Below are 14,345 nucleotides of genomic sequence, written 5' to 3' on the forward strand. Positions count from 1 at the left end.
AACAACAGCCGCCAGGGCGGTCAACGCAAACAGCTTACGCATCATGATGTCACTCCAGTTTGGACTCGGCGATCATTGTCCTCTCCCCGGGCGTTGGTCCGAGCCACAAAATGTGCCACGCCGGGTGGTCATCCATCCTGAAAAGACGGCAAACACCGCCCCGATGACCGCTACTGACAGCCGGTGTGATATTGCACGCCCTGCGCACTGTCAAACCACGTCACTCGCGAAATCATCGAAGTTTTTTCGAATCCCTTCCTCCCTCTCACCGCTGTAAACTTCGTATTGACATACTGATCCGCTTATACATTCCCTTTTGACGTCCCGGATTTCCGGTCCTGTTTCACTCCATGATGCACTCGTCGATGTTCCCGGAATCCCCTTCGCTCTGGGCCCTCGACAGCGCGACCCGCTGGACCTTCAACGGACCCGCGAAAGTCATGGGCATCCTCAACGTCACGCCCGACAGCTTCTCCGATGGAGGACGCTGGGTCGCCACCAGCGCCGCAGTCGAGCATGCTCTCGATCTCGCCCGGCAGGGCGCGGACATCATCGACGTCGGCGGCGAATCGACGCGCCCCGGCTCTCTCCCCGTCGATCCCGAAGAGCAGCTCCGCAGGATCCTGCCCGTCCTCCAGGAACTCCAGGGACGCCTGCAGATCCCGGTCTCCGTCGACACCTCATCCAGCCTCGTCGCCCGGGAAACACTCGCCGCCGGAGCCACGATCGTCAACGACGTCACCGGCATGTCCGGCGATCCCGCGATGGTCGGCGTCTGCGCCGAATCCGGCTGCGGCGTGATCGTGATGCACATGCAGGGCACACCCCAGACGATGCAGCTCGCCCCCCGCTACGACGACGTCGTCCGCGAAGTCACCAGCCACCTCCAGCAGCGCGTCCGCGAACTGGGCACTCAGGGCATCCCCGCGGAACGCATCGTGGTCGATCCCGGCATCGGATTCGGAAAAACGCCCGACCACAATCTCCAGATCCTCTCGAACATCGCCGCCCTGCGATCGATCGGCCGGCCCGTACTGATCGGACACTCGAGAAAACGCTTCCTTCAGAAGGTTCTCGGCCGGCCCGTCGAAGAAGCGACCGCGGGGACGATCGGAGTGGCGATCGCTGTCGCCCAGCAGGGGGCCGGGCTCATTCGCGTGCACGACGTGCAGGCCGTGAAAGACGCGCTGACTGCCTGGGACACTGTGCGATCCGCTGCGTTCACGGGCGCATCGGGCGGGTGAGACGTCGCCTCCGCCTCAATGCGGCGCGAAGCGTGAGAGTTGTCGCGGGCGCGCGTCTCAGGAGCGCGGTGTGGCGGGGCCAGCCTGCGGTTTGGTCCACGGGCGATTCCCCGGAGACGACGCCTCGGCCGCCATCGATTCCACTTCCTGAAGCACCGCCGCGCGCACCTGCGTGACCTGCTCCAGGATCGCCGCCTCACGCTCGTTCATCCTGGCGTCGTTCGGCGCCAGGCCGTGCTTCTGGTTGTAGTACTCGATGAACTCGTTGAAGACGTCCTGGAACTCCGTCAGGAGATCGTCCTTCCGCAGCTTCACCGTCGACACTCTCTCTCCGGCAATCATTCGCTTCAGCACGGTCTGGAACCGGACCAGCGGGCCGGCAATCCGGTGGCTTTGCCGGAAGACGTCATACAGGAAGACCGGCGCCAGCAGGACGGCGCAGAGGGCCAGCCCCGCATAGTCGCTGGCGAAGGTGGCATACAGCTGCCCGATCGTCCGCACCTCGGTGTCGCCGGCGATCAGGGACGCCCTGTAGGCGATATAACGCGCCACGAAAATGGCGTTCCAGAGGACAGCATGGTAGATCGCCCAGTAGCAGGCGATGCGTCCGAGGATTCGCCCTTGGATTCGGGCGCTGACCCAGACCCGGCCGCGCACGCGATCGTTGGTCATGACTCACACTCGGATTCAATACGCGCAGGCTCCGCGGCCGGCGCGCCGGAACGGCGCTCCGCGACCAGCGGTCCCATACAGAATTCTTACTTCCATTCAGGGGGCACGGCGGCCGATTCCGGCGAACAGGGAGTAACCCCGCAAGGTCGACGCCCCTCCAGTCCTGCCATCCGGCATAGCCGGTCACCCGAGGTGACGGTCATTCCGAGTTTGCCAGCTCGATCTGCACGTTGATGATGTCGTCGCGGCGGGCCATGAATGCGTCGAGCACCGACGGGTCGAAGTGTTTCCCACGCCCCTCGGTGAGGATCGCGAAGCACTTCTCCAGCGGAAACGCCGCCTTGTACGGTCGCTTGCTGCTCAGGGCGTCAAACACGTCGGCCACGGCCGTGATTCGGCCTTCCAGCGGAATGTCGACTCCCGCCAGCTTCAGCGGGTAACCGCTTCCGTCCCATTTCTCATGGTGCGTCAGCGCGATTCGCTTCGCCATCGCCAGGATCGGCGAGGCCCCGACGTCCATGATCCGGGCGCCCAGTTCGGTGTGGCTCTTGAGCAGACGGTTCTCGCGGTCCGGCAGGCAGTCGACGATCTTCTTCCCGAAGTTGCAGTGCCGCTGCATCAGGTCGAACTCGTCTTCCGTCAGCTTGCCCGGCTTCAGCAGGATGTTGTCCGAAATGCCGATCTTGCCCACGTCGTGCAGCTGTGCGGCCGGCTCGAGAATGTCCAGCATCGCCTGCGTCATCCCCAGCTGCTCGCCGATGATTCGCGCGTAACGGCCGACGCGGACAATGTGCTGCCCCGTGTCGTCGTCTCGAAACTCCGCGGCCCGGGCCAGGCAGTGGATCACGTCGAGTCGCGACGCTTCCAGCTCCGCGGTCCGCTTCCGAACCGCTTCTTCGAGGGCCTCCGAATAACCGCGCAGGTGGTCCTGCCAGGCCTTCACCTGCAGCACGTTCCCCAGTCGGGCCAGAAGTTCCTCGCGATGAACGGGCTTGCACAACAGGTCGGTCGCGCCGGCCCGCAGGGCCCGGATCTTGGTTTCGTCATCCGAACTCGCCGTCAGGATGACGACCGGCATCTGCGACAGCGTCACGTCGCTGCGGATCGCGGACAGGATCTCCAGGCCGTCGATGTGCGGCATCTGGATGTCGAGCAGGACGACATCCGGAAGATGGAGACCGATCTGCGGCAGCGCCTGGGGAGCATGGTCCGTCGACACGATGTTCGTGTAGCCGTCCATCTCCAGGTAACCCTGGACGACCGCGATGTTCAGCGGCTCATCGTCGACGATCATGATCCGAGCCTGACGGACATCCCGGATTCCCGGGGCCTCAGGCCTGAAGATCGAGTCGACTGCAGCAGCCGGACGCGCGTGGCGAGTGAGGAGGGACAACATGGAATACGCCTTCTGACTTTCAAACAGTGGTCGGCTCGGGGGTGGCAATCCGATCGATCAGGCAATCGATCTCCCGCAGGCAGTTCTCCGCGTCCTGCGGTTGGCCTCGGCGCGCGGCCTGTTCCAGGCGGCGCGCCGGTTCAGTAAAGCATTCAAATCCGACCGTCCCGCCGGCTCCCTTGAGCCAGTGGGCCGACGAAGCAAGGTCTTCCCAGCGATCGTCCGCGAACGCCTGATGCATCTGCGCCCGGCGCTCGCCCAGTGATTCGACAAACCGCACGATGATCTCCCGGAACTTCGGCAACGCCGTCGGAAGCGTCGAACGAATCCGTCCCTGCGGTTCGCTCGCCAGCGCCTCGGCCGTCCAGGCCACGTCCAGGTCCACGTCGGACTCGCGTTCCTTCGACGGCGCCGGCCGCGACGAATCGATTTGCCTCGCGACCGCCTCCAGCAGACGATCCACCTGGATCGGCTTCGTGAGGTATCCCGTGCATCCGGCCGACAGGCATTTCTCCCGGTCCCCCCGCATCGCGTGCGCCGTCAGCGCGATGATCGGCAATCGGCATCCTCCCGATCGCAGCCGCTGGGCGGCCGAGTATCCGTCCATCACAGGCATCTGCATGTCCATCAGGATCAGGTCGAAGTCGCCCGACTCGGCGGCCTGAACGCCTTCCAGGCCGTTGCAGGCGCAGCTCACCCGCGCGTTCACCCGTGACAGCACCAGGGAGATCAGGTCGCGGTTGGTCTCGCCGTCTTCCACCAGCAGGATCCGGACGCCGGTCAGGTCGTGCGCCCTCGCGCCGACAGCCGACGCATGCTGCGAAGGCTGGATCGATTCGCTCAGCTGCACGGGAATGAACCGCACGTTCTCGAGCGACCCGGTCGAGATGGTCGCCCGGAAGGTGCTCCCCGCTCCCAGCTGGCTTTCCACCGTAATGTCGCCGCCCAGTCCCCGCGCGATATAGCGCGAAATCGCCAGGCCCAGTCCGGTCCCGCCGAACTTGCGCGTGATCGAATTGTCGGCCTGGTCGAACGGCTGGAAGATCCGGTGGACCTGGTCAGGTCCAATGCCGATCCCCGTATCGCGAATCGTAAACTCGAGGGCCCAGTCGCCTTCGATCATGAGCGCGGCGATCTGCACCCACACCGAGCCTCGCTCCGTAAACTTGATCGCATTGGAAATCAGGTTCATCAGCAGCTGCCGCAGGCGGGCCGGATCGGTCTGAATCGACTCCGGCACATCCGTCAGCCACAGCGCCTCCAGCGCCAGGCCTTTCTGCTGGGCGCGAACCCGCAGCAGCGAAAGCACATCTGTGACAATCTGCTGCGGAGCGCAGCGCAGATTGTCGAACTCCATCCGGCCGGCCTCGATCTTCGAGAGGTCCAGGATGTCGTTCAGAAGCGTCAGTAGATGCGTGCCGCACGAATGGATCACGCCCAGGTAGTTCTGCGCCTGCGACGTTGAAACATTCCCCGCCCGCAGCACGTCCGTGAATCCCAGGATCCCCGTCAGCGGCGTGCGAATCTCATGGCTCATGTTCGCCAGGAACACGCTCTTCGCCTGGTTGGCCGCTTCCGCCTGTTCCTTCGCGCGCCGCAGCTCGCTCTCCGCGGCCTTCCGCGACGTAATATCCGCCTGGATGGCGACGAATCCCGTCAGGCTGCCATCCGCCGTGCGGAGCGGCTGTACTTCCATCGCCAGCCAGTATTCGCGGCCGCTCTTCGAGTAATTCTTGAGTTCCGTCTGGAAGGGAAGCCCGGCCTGGATGCGGGCCTGCATGAACGCCAGTTGCTCCGGATCCAGATCGGGACCGCGGAGGAACTCGGCCGGTCGCCGGCCGATCACTTCATCCAGCGTGTATTCGGTGATGCGCGTGAACCCTTCGTTCACCCATTCGATCCGTTCATCGATGTCGGTGATGACGACCGCGTTGTGAGTATGGGCCGCGACAAGCGCCAGCCGGCGGGCCTGGCTCTCGCTGATTTCCAGCGCCTGCTCCGCCTGCTTGCGATCGGAGATGTCGCGCACGAACGCGCAGTACGTCAGCTCGCTGCCATGCCGGATCGGCGTCGTCGCCAGTTCGATCGGGATCTCCCGCCCCGTCCGGTGCAGTCCGACCAGTTCCCGACGCTGGCTGCAGGCCGTCAGCGGCGACGGCCCGCCCAGGATTTTCTGGCCGTTGACCGACAGGTCCCGCGACTCGCCCGGCAACACCAGCTCGGTGAACCGCTGGCCCAGCGCCTCAACGGCCGACCAGCCGAAGATCCGCTCCGCCTGGCAGTTCCACGTCGTGATCCGTCCTTCGCGATCAATCGCGATTACTCCATCCAGGGCTCCCTCGATGATCGCCCGCTCCTTGGCGAAGATCCGGTTCAGCTCTTCCGTCTGACGCTGCGAGCTCAGTCGGCTCTCCTCCAGCTCCGCTGTCCGTCGGGCGTAGTTTCCCATCTCCCGTTCGTTCTGCCGGATCGCCAGGATCAGGAACGTGTCGAGCACCACCAGCCACGTCGAATACTCCACGTCGCTCAGCCAGTCGCGGGCGAGATCGACGGCATCCTGCGGCCAGAAGATTCCACCCGTCCAGCGATCGATCAGCGCGAACGCTGTCGGCGCCAGGAGGAGTCGCGGATCACGATACGCCGACAGGAACGCCAGCGACGCGAACACATGGAAGTAGGTGGCCCCGTCCGCTTCGGTGACGCGCATCAGCAGGGACGACAGAACGATCTGTGACAGCGCGACGCAGTTCCGCGTCCACACGTGCCCCGCCCGGAACCGCACGAGCAACAGCGTCGGGCCCGTCGCGGCGAACGCGATCAGCATCATCCCCCACGCCCGGCTCTGTGGAACCAGCGAGCCGCCCAGCGGGGCGTCAATCGGGCCGTAGTAAGCTCCCGCGGAAATCGCCAGGAACTGGATCAGCAGCAGCCAGGCGAACAGGCCATCCGTCCGACGGAAAATGCGGTGGCGATGCGCGTGCAGCAACTGTGCTGCACGACGCTCGACTTCCGTCATCTCCGACACGACTGGCATGGATCGCTCCAGCCGGAATCTCTTCGCAATTCGAAGAGTCTCCCAGGCTGAAGCAACGCTAGCTCAACCACGCCGCGAGGAGACGCCGTGTTGAATTTCTGCAACTCATTAGGGAGACCCTATCCACCTGTGACGGTTATGCGGAACAGGTGGAATCGTGAGACCGGAATTGGCTGAATGGCAGGGGGACAAATCGTCCTCCTGCCGCCACAGGCACGGGGGTCCTCCTCCTTAAGGTGCTCTCTGCACGGCGTCGGCCTTCCCGGTCGACTCCGCCGCCTCACGCCGCAGGAATTCGCCCGCCTTCACCACCCGTCCATCACGAAACCGGATCTCATACTCGTCCCCCGACAGCGACGACTTCGATCCCACCTGCTCAATGAAGTCGTCCACAGTCTTCACCGCATCGCCCGCCCGCGCACGCTTCTCCCTCAGGTGCTGCGCCGCATCCGCCGGCGAATGCTCGCTTCCGTTGCGAAGAAACGTCGCCCCTTCCAGCGACTCCACGCGGGCGATCAGCCGGTCGATCTTCTGGGCCTCGGTCAGCTTCTCTTCCGAGGCCGCTTCCGACAGGGTGAACGTCGCGAAGTCCTCGCCCACCAGCGCGTTGTCGAGCTTTACCAGCGCCAGCTCATACTTCCCCTGCTGGTATTCGAACGGCCGGCGATCGCCTTCCTCCATGAAGGCCGGCTGAAGAAACACGCCCGACTCGCTGCGAAGGGCGGCCTCCACTTTTCCGCGGGTGATGTCCCCCGCAGAAAGGGTCAGCCCCTGCGACGATCCGGGAACAACGGTCTGCGATCGCTGCTTCACCGTCATCGTCACCGGGAGTCCGACGATCGCCGGGGCAACGGGCTTCGACGCGGCTTCATTCGTCGCGGGCGTCGGAGGCTTCGGCCGACAGCTGCCCAGCAGGCACACGCAGCAGACAAGCGTCACCATTCGCATGACGGCTCCCGGAATCGATGTCCACGCGTCCAGCCATTGCAGACACCATTCTCGATCGGGCGACACCGCGAAGCAACGGGTGACAATTTCGGGGAAGTGTGTCCGCTCCGACCGTCACCCCGTGTGAATCTCATTTCTCCGGCAGTTCGATCACTCCCGTCCAGCCGGGCGGGGCATGGCGGTTGTGCTGTGCCAGGCGCGGAAGCAGGAAGTCGGGCGCCCGGTCCGAAGAGGGCATGGCATGCAGGCAGCGATACGCCTCTTGCCATCGGCCGGCGAGGAAATGCTCGACTCCCTGTTCATACAGCTCCAGATGAGCGTCCGTCAGCTCCTCTCCGCCGCTCATCGGCAACAGCAGCTCGCTCACGGTCAACGGCGTTTCCATTCCATACGGTTGGACCCGCGCCAGCTTTCGCAGGCGGCCTTCAGTCGTGCTCAGTCGCCGGCGCACGACGTCCGCCGTCGCCTCGTCGAGCAGGATCGGGACCCGCAGCTGCTTGGTCATCGTTTCCAGTCGACTGGCCAGGTTCACGACTGGCCCGAAAACCGTCACCGTCATTCGGTCGCTCGTTCCGATCTTCCCGGCCACGGCCGGCCCCTGGGCGATTCCGATGCCGACGTCCACGTCGGCCAGCGGGTGGTCCGGGTCCTGACGCAGCGCCGAAAGCCGCCGCCGGATGCCGAGCGCCGCCCGGCACGCGTTGAGCGGAGCTTCTTCCGATCCGAACGGCCAGCCCCAGAATCCCAGCGCGGCGTCCCCCAGAAACTCGCCCGTGACCCCTCCGTGATGCAGGATCTCCTGCGTCATCAGCTCCAGCGCCATCCGCAGTTCGTTGAGCAGCGACTTCAAATCGCCCGCCGCTTCCTCCGCCCGCTGGCTGAAACCCCGCACGTCACAGAACAGGACGGTCACATGACATTCCCGCGGCTCCAGCAGGTCGACATTCAGCCCTCCCGTGTCTGATCTCTCCAGCGCCTGCAGCACCGGCGGAGAGAGGAACTGCCGGAGCACCGACAGGTTCGACTCCAGCCGGTTCACACGCTCGACCGAACCGATGACGTCCGCCACCAGCTCCGTGAACTTCACGTCGGCCTGCAGGTGCATCCCTTCCGGCCGCAGCGATTCGGCGATGGAATGCATCTGGTCGATCTGTCCCGCGACATACAGCCCCCGCCGCACGGGCTGTCCCTCGATCGGCGTGCAGAACGCCCAGTCCGAATCGGAAGAGACCGTATAGTCCTCCGTCGACGGGTTTCTCCGCTGCCAGGCATGCAGTGCCGAACGCTGCTGCGTCAACGCTTCCACGATCAGACGGTGACTCGGACGGAACGACCCCGAGGTCTCCCGACGCCGCTCCCAATGCCGGATGCCGACCTTGCCCTCGTCGTTCAGCTCCACGACCGCCACCGCCTCGGCATTCCGGATCCCGGTCAGCAACAGGTGCGACAGCCGGCTCCAGAGCGCCGACTCGTTGTGCGATCCGCTGATCAGTTCCGGCAGCGACGACAGGACGTCCATCCGCTTGTCGGCGTCGCGATACTGGATCCGCCTCAGGTCCTGCCGCGAGAAGATCACCTCTTCCACCGGCAGGTCGGCCGGCGTCGGCGACGGCACATCCGCCTGGCCGACGTGGAACGTCGTCTCACCGATGACGAACGTGTCTCCCGCCGTGAGGACTGCTTCCTCGACCGGCCGGCCGTTCATGAACACCGGGTTGGCGGCCGAAGGACGTTTGTGAAGTTTCAGCGAAGCTGTTCCGACGTTGATCGTCAGGTGATCGCGCGACAGCACCGGCTCCCACGGAATCGGGAGGTCCACCTCGGGACTCCGCCCCAGGCGCAACGTCTTCCCCGGCTCGAGCGCCTGACGCAGACGCTGCGAAGGATTGGGGCCGTGTGCCACGAGTTGCCACATATCGGAGTTCGCGAAGAGTGATCGGCCGGGAAGTCACGGAAAGTATCAACATCCCGGTCAAGTTCGTCTAACATCGCCTCCAGGTCGGCCCGATGCCGCCTGACGAACAGACGGCTCGTGACTGGTGCGGGCCTGCCGCCCCCCGGCCGCCCGACAGGTCGGAAGTCCGAATCACTGACCGCCATGTCCGCATCGGATGCTTCGCTGCGCGAACTCGCTGTTCGCATCTGGAAGGCCGGAGTTCAAGCGGTCGATGCGCAGCATCTCGTCCAGAACCACGTCACAGTCGATGCCGACTCCCTCGTCATCTCCGGTCACCGCTTCACCCTCGGTGTAACCGGCCGCGTCTGTGTCCTCGGGGCTGGCAAGGCCGGCGCCGGAATGGCCGCAGGCGTCGAAGCCGCCCTCGCCGGCTCCCCCTGGGAGGAACGCCTCACCGGCTGGGTGAACGTCCCCGAAGACTGCGTCCGGCCTCTTTCGAGAATTCGCCTGCACGCCGCCCGGCCCGCCGGAGTGAACGAGCCGACCATGGCTGGCGTCGAAGGCGCGGGCGAGATTCTGCGTCAGGCCGCATCGCTCAAGCCGGAAGACCTCTGCCTCGTGCTGATCTCCGGCGGCGGCAGCGCCCTGCTTCCCGCACCCGTGAAAGGCATCACCCTTGAAGAAAAGCTCACCGCCACGCGTTTCCTCTCTCGCGCGGGGGCCACGATCCACCAGCTCAACGCACTGCGGACAGCCATCTCACGTATCAAGGGAGGCGGACTGGCCCGGGCCTGCACCGCCGGACATCTGGTGGCGCTCATCATCTCCGACGTCATTGGCGATCCGCTCGATGTGATCGCCTCAGGGCCGACCGTTCTCTCCCCGCTCGATGCCGCCGCGGCTGCCGATGTCCTGGCGACGTTCGACCCCGATCGGTCGAAGATCGCCGCCTCCATCCACGCCCGCGTCGAAACACTCCTCCGCGAGCCCCCGGCCGCAGACTCGTCGACCGCGTCCATCGAGAACTACATCATCGGAAACAATGCCGCGGCCATTCACGCCTGCGCCGAAGAGGCCCGCGCCATCGGAATCGATGATGTCCGCATCGTCGGCGTCGATCAGCCGGGAGTCGCCAGCGATGTCGGACGGAGTCTCGCCCACGACTGCCGCATCCTCCGCGACTCGTTCAGCGAGCCGCTCGCCGAATCGCGGATCACCTGCCTGCTCTCCGGCGGCGAACCGGTCGTCTCCCTGGCCGAAACGGATGAGCCGCGAAAAGGAGGCCGCAACCAGGAACTCGTGCTCGCCGCGATGTGCGAGCTCTGGTCGATCATCGATGGTCTCAATGTGGCGACGATCGAAAAGGTCTGCGAACTGCTCGCTCCCTCCGGGTTCAAGATCACCCGCGAGCGCCTGAAGCTCGTCGAAGAGGTGTTTGCGCTCACGCAGGGCTTTGATGAAGAGCAGCTCGTCGCGAAGCTGAAAGAGAGTCCGGTCGGTCGTCGGGTCAGTCCCGGTTCCATCGAGCGGATTCTCCCGTTGCTCGTCGAAACCGGCGTGCTGCGACTCAGGATTCGGGAGGACGGCCGCGAGGTCTACGAGCACACCGGGGCCGACGGCATCGCCATCCTCTCCGGAGGAACCGATGGAGAAGACGGCCCGACCGACGCCGCCGGAGCGCTCCTCGATGACGACATCCTGCAGCGCGCCCGCTCGCTCGGACTCAATCCCTTTCACGACCTCGCCATCAACAATTCCTACACGTTCTTCGAGCAGTGCGGCGGCCTGCTGAAGACCGGGCCCACCCACACGAACGTCATGGACGTCCGCGTCGCCCTCGTCCAGCACCGCCGCTCCGAATCCGCCCCGAACATCTCCTCGCCGTAGGGCCGGCTCCGCCGGGCGGACGTCTACGGCAGCGGCACCTGAGTCGGATGCTGCAGGTACGCGATCAGGTTCTTCACCTCCTCATCGCTCAGCGTCTTCAAGAGCCCATCCGGCATCAGCGACAGCGTCGAAGCCTTCATCGCCTCGATCTCCGATTTCTCGATCGTCGACCGGGCATTCGCCATCTGCAGCGTGATCGTGCGGTCCGTCTCGGCCACCTTGATCCCGTTCAGCACGCGTCCATCGACGAGTGCCACGACCGACAGCCGGTAATCGATGGGAACCACGTCCGCCGGCGCGATGATGTTTCCCAGCAGGTAGTCGAGGTTGTGTCGCCCGGAACCCGTCAGGTCCGGCCCGATCTCCGCCCCCTGGCCATGCAGGCGATGGCAGTTTCCACACACCTTGTTGAACACCAGACGCCCCTGGCCCATGTCGCTGTTCGCGATCACCGGCGGAGTCAGCTCATTCTTCCAGCGGGCAATGTCCGATTGCGCCTCGGCCGACGATTCGCGAATGTCGCCCCACGCCTTCGTCAGCCGCTCCGTCAGTTCCTCGCGCCCCAGGCTCACCACCTGCCGCGCCTGCGACGCCGACAGATCGCTTTTCGGAATCGTTCCCTTTTCGATCTGCTCCAGCAGGGCCGGAACAAACGAGGCCCGTGAGACCAGCGCGTCGACAACCGCCGGCCGTTCCGTCGGGTGGAACTTCCGATACGACTTCACGAGCGCGGCGCCGATCGCTGGATCGTCGAACGTCGACAGGCCCCTCGCGGCATGTGTGTTCAGGAATCGCGTCTCGAGCAGCTTCTCGCACACGGCCCGCAGTTCCGGATCCTTCTGCTGGATCAGTGACTGCAGCGCCGACAGCCGCCGCGGCATCTCCGCCTTGCCGTCGAGCGCCAGCCGCCGCACTTCCTCGAGTGCACGGCCGTCCCCGAACAGGGCGTTCAGCTCGTTGAGCTTCAACCGCGCCGGCTCATCGATCCGGCTCGCAGCGACCGCCACGAACGGCGCCCACTGCGCCGGGGGCGTCGCCCGCTGCCAGCCCGCCAGCCCGGCCGAAATCCCCTGGATCACATCGTTCTGTGCCGCCGGGCTCAGGTGCCGCGCCACATACAACAGGTGGTTCATCGCCCGCGGCGCGTGGTCCATCTTTTCAGCCACCGCCCGCGCCGCGAACTGTCGCAGCAGCGGGACCTGGCATACCGTGACGAAATCGGCCATCTCTTCCGGGTCCGACTCCGCCAGCGGGCTGATCCCGTACCAGATCATCAAGGGAAGATTGTGGTCGCCGTCCGTCGACGCGTGCGCGGCGAGCGTCGCCGCAATCGGAAACCGGATTTCCAGGGGAAGACGCTGCAACGACGACGCGGCCGCCAGCCGCACGAGGCCCGACGAATCCTGCGCCGCCAGCGGCATCTCGTAATGGGCCGCTCCGTCCAGGTTCAGGGCGGTCTGTTTCCCTGGCCCGGTGACCGTGTCGATCGGCAGCGAATCGACGGCCATCCGGCAGGCCCAGGCCCGCAGCGCCTCGTCTTTCGAGATCGCGAAGGTCGCGAACACCGACCGCCGCATCCGTCCCGTGCAGAACAACGTCAGCCCCGCCCGCAGTTCGTCCAAGGGATTCGATTGTTCGAGCAGCAGCGTCCGCAAAGACGCCGCGATCGACTCGAGATCCTCCGGATCCTGCTCCGCCCGGCGGATCACTTCCCGCCGTGCCTGTCGGACATGCCACTCGTTCGGATGCCGATGCGCCTCCACAAGCTCGTCGGCGGTCATCTTCGCATAGTCGAACGGCTTGAGCGGTTTGGGATCACCATACGTCACCTTGTAAATCCGTCCGCTCGTGCGATGCACCCCCGTCTGTTCGTGGCACTCCCCCGTGTCGCTCCAGTCGAGGATGTACACCCCGCCATCCGGCCCGGACGACAGCTCGATCCCGCGGAACCACGGATCCGCCGATTTCAGAATGTCCGGCTCGTGACGCGCCTCGTAGCCGCTCCCCTCCCGCTCCAGCCGGTCGACGTTCACCCGCCGGCCGTGCTGGTTCAGAGTCATCAGCTTGCCCCGGTACTGCTCGGGCCAGTTGTCTCCCTGGTAGATCATGCAGCCGATGTGCGCATGTCCGCCCCCCAGGTCGTCATGCTTTCCCTTCGCGCCCCGCGAATCGGTCCAGTCCTTGGAGTTGTCCCAGTGGTAGTGGTCGGCGTGCGTGTCGATCAGTTGATACGCGCGCGGATTCGGGTCGATCGTATGCGCCCGCACGAAATGGGCCCCGGGAATGACGTGCCACAGATGCCCGTTCACCGTGTTGATGAAGAACAGTTCTCCCTGCGCGTTCCAGTCATGCCCCCACGGATTCGTCGTGCCGTAGCACAGCACTTCCACCGTTTCCCGCGCCGGGTGATACCGCCAGATTCCGCCACGCAACGGAATCCGTTCCTCCGCCGGCGTCCCCGGCTTCCCCAGCTGCCCCGGCGCCGATGCCCCGCAGCGCCCGTACAGCCAGCCATCCGGGCCGAATTTGATGCCGTTCGCAAAGTTGTGGTAGTTCTCGGCCGGCGGATCGAAGCCGTCCAGCATCGTGATGGCCGGCCCGTCTGGAATGTCATCCCGGTTCCTGTCCGGAATGAACAGCAGACGCGGCGGCGCCATCACCCAGATGCCGTCCGTGCCGACTTCGACGCCCGTGAGCATCTGCACGTCGTCCGTGAACACCTTCCGCTCATCGTGTTTCCCGTCGCCATCGGTGTCGGAGAAAATCAGGATGCGGTCCCGCAGCGAAAGGTCGAACTTCTTCCCCCGCTCCGCGTAGGTGTAGTTCTCCGCGATCCACAGCCGGCCCCGGCCATCCCACGACATCGCGATCGGGTTCTGAACGTCCGGCTCCGCCGCGAACACCTGGACTTTGAATCCCTCCGGCACCTGGAACGCCTTGGCCGCTTCTTCGGGAGGAAGGGCCTGCGTCGAGAGATCGGTCTCGCTGTTGTAGATCGGGTTCTCCGCCGACCTGCCGACATCGCAACTTAGCGCGACGACCAGGACCGCCAGCGCCATCAGAGTCGGCTTCGACCCACCAATCGCATCCATGACACCACTCACTTCTGAGACGGGCAATGTCACCTCTACTTCGAAGATTCCGGCTCAACTCTTCGTCGAAAGCAGGACTCCACGAGAGGAAGGACCATGCCTCAAAGAATACAGATCCCGATTCGCAGATCAGCAAGGCAGGGTGAACACGCCATTGCTCTTCTCCGTTCCTGGC

At 64.9% G+C, this 14,345-nt stretch carries 8 protein-coding genes; 2 read left to right on the plus strand and 6 right to left on the minus strand.

Annotation, left to right across the window (positions count from 1 at the left end; genetic code table 11):
• Positions 1 to 350 precede the first annotated feature (350 nt).
• Positions 351 to 1,244, plus strand: coding sequence for a dihydropteroate synthase (folP, locus tag Pan44_RS02565; RefSeq protein WP_231754200.1), 894 nt, complete (start codon positions 351 to 353; stop codon positions 1,242 to 1,244).
• A 57-nt stretch (positions 1,245 to 1,301) separates the two neighbouring features.
• Here folP and Pan44_RS02570 read toward each other — a convergent pair whose 3' ends face one another.
• From Pan44_RS02570 to Pan44_RS02590, 5 genes are all read right to left on the minus strand, one after another.
• Positions 1,302 to 1,916, minus strand: a complete 615-nt coding sequence (locus Pan44_RS02570) for a hypothetical protein (protein ID WP_145026933.1) — start codon at positions 1,914 to 1,916, stop codon at positions 1,302 to 1,304.
• Positions 1,917 to 2,115: 199 nt separating this feature from the next.
• Positions 2,116 to 3,312 carry an HD domain-containing phosphohydrolase gene (locus tag Pan44_RS02575; protein ID WP_145026935.1) on the minus strand — a complete coding sequence of 399 codons (1,197 nt, stop codon included), beginning with the start codon at positions 3,310 to 3,312 and terminating at the stop codon, positions 2,116 to 2,118.
• A gap of 19 nt (positions 3,313 to 3,331) precedes the next feature.
• Complete coding sequence (locus Pan44_RS02580; protein WP_145026937.1) at positions 3,332 to 6,346, minus strand: PAS domain-containing hybrid sensor histidine kinase/response regulator; 3,015 nt, start codon at positions 6,344 to 6,346, stop codon at positions 3,332 to 3,334.
• Positions 6,347 to 6,577: 231 nt separating this feature from the next.
• Positions 6,578 to 7,360, minus strand: a complete 783-nt coding sequence (locus Pan44_RS02585) for a DUF5329 family protein (RefSeq protein WP_231754201.1) — start codon at positions 7,358 to 7,360, stop codon at positions 6,578 to 6,580.
• A gap of 64 nt (positions 7,361 to 7,424) precedes the next feature.
• On the minus strand, positions 7,425 to 9,209 hold the full coding sequence (locus Pan44_RS02590) for an adenylate/guanylate cyclase domain-containing protein (protein WP_145026941.1): 1,785 nt from the start codon (positions 9,207 to 9,209) through the stop codon (positions 7,425 to 7,427).
• A gap of 183 nt (positions 9,210 to 9,392) precedes the next feature.
• On the opposite strand from Pan44_RS02590, the gene Pan44_RS02595 reads away from it, so the two are divergent.
• The gene (locus Pan44_RS02595; RefSeq protein ID WP_145026943.1) at positions 9,393 to 11,078 is read left to right on the plus strand and encodes a DUF4147 domain-containing protein; all 1,686 of its coding nucleotides are present in this window, start codon (positions 9,393 to 9,395) and stop codon (positions 11,076 to 11,078) included.
• Positions 11,079 to 11,101: 23 nt separating this feature from the next.
• Here the strand turns inward: Pan44_RS02595 and Pan44_RS02600 are convergent, their stop codons facing one another.
• Complete coding sequence (locus Pan44_RS02600; protein WP_145026945.1) at positions 11,102 to 14,170, minus strand: PVC-type heme-binding CxxCH protein; 3,069 nt, start codon at positions 14,168 to 14,170, stop codon at positions 11,102 to 11,104.
• Positions 14,171 to 14,345: the final 175 nt, after the last annotated feature.

This window comes from Caulifigura coniformis (assembly GCF_007745175.1).
Taxonomy (GTDB): domain Bacteria; phylum Planctomycetota; class Planctomycetia; order Planctomycetales; family Planctomycetaceae; genus Caulifigura; species Caulifigura coniformis.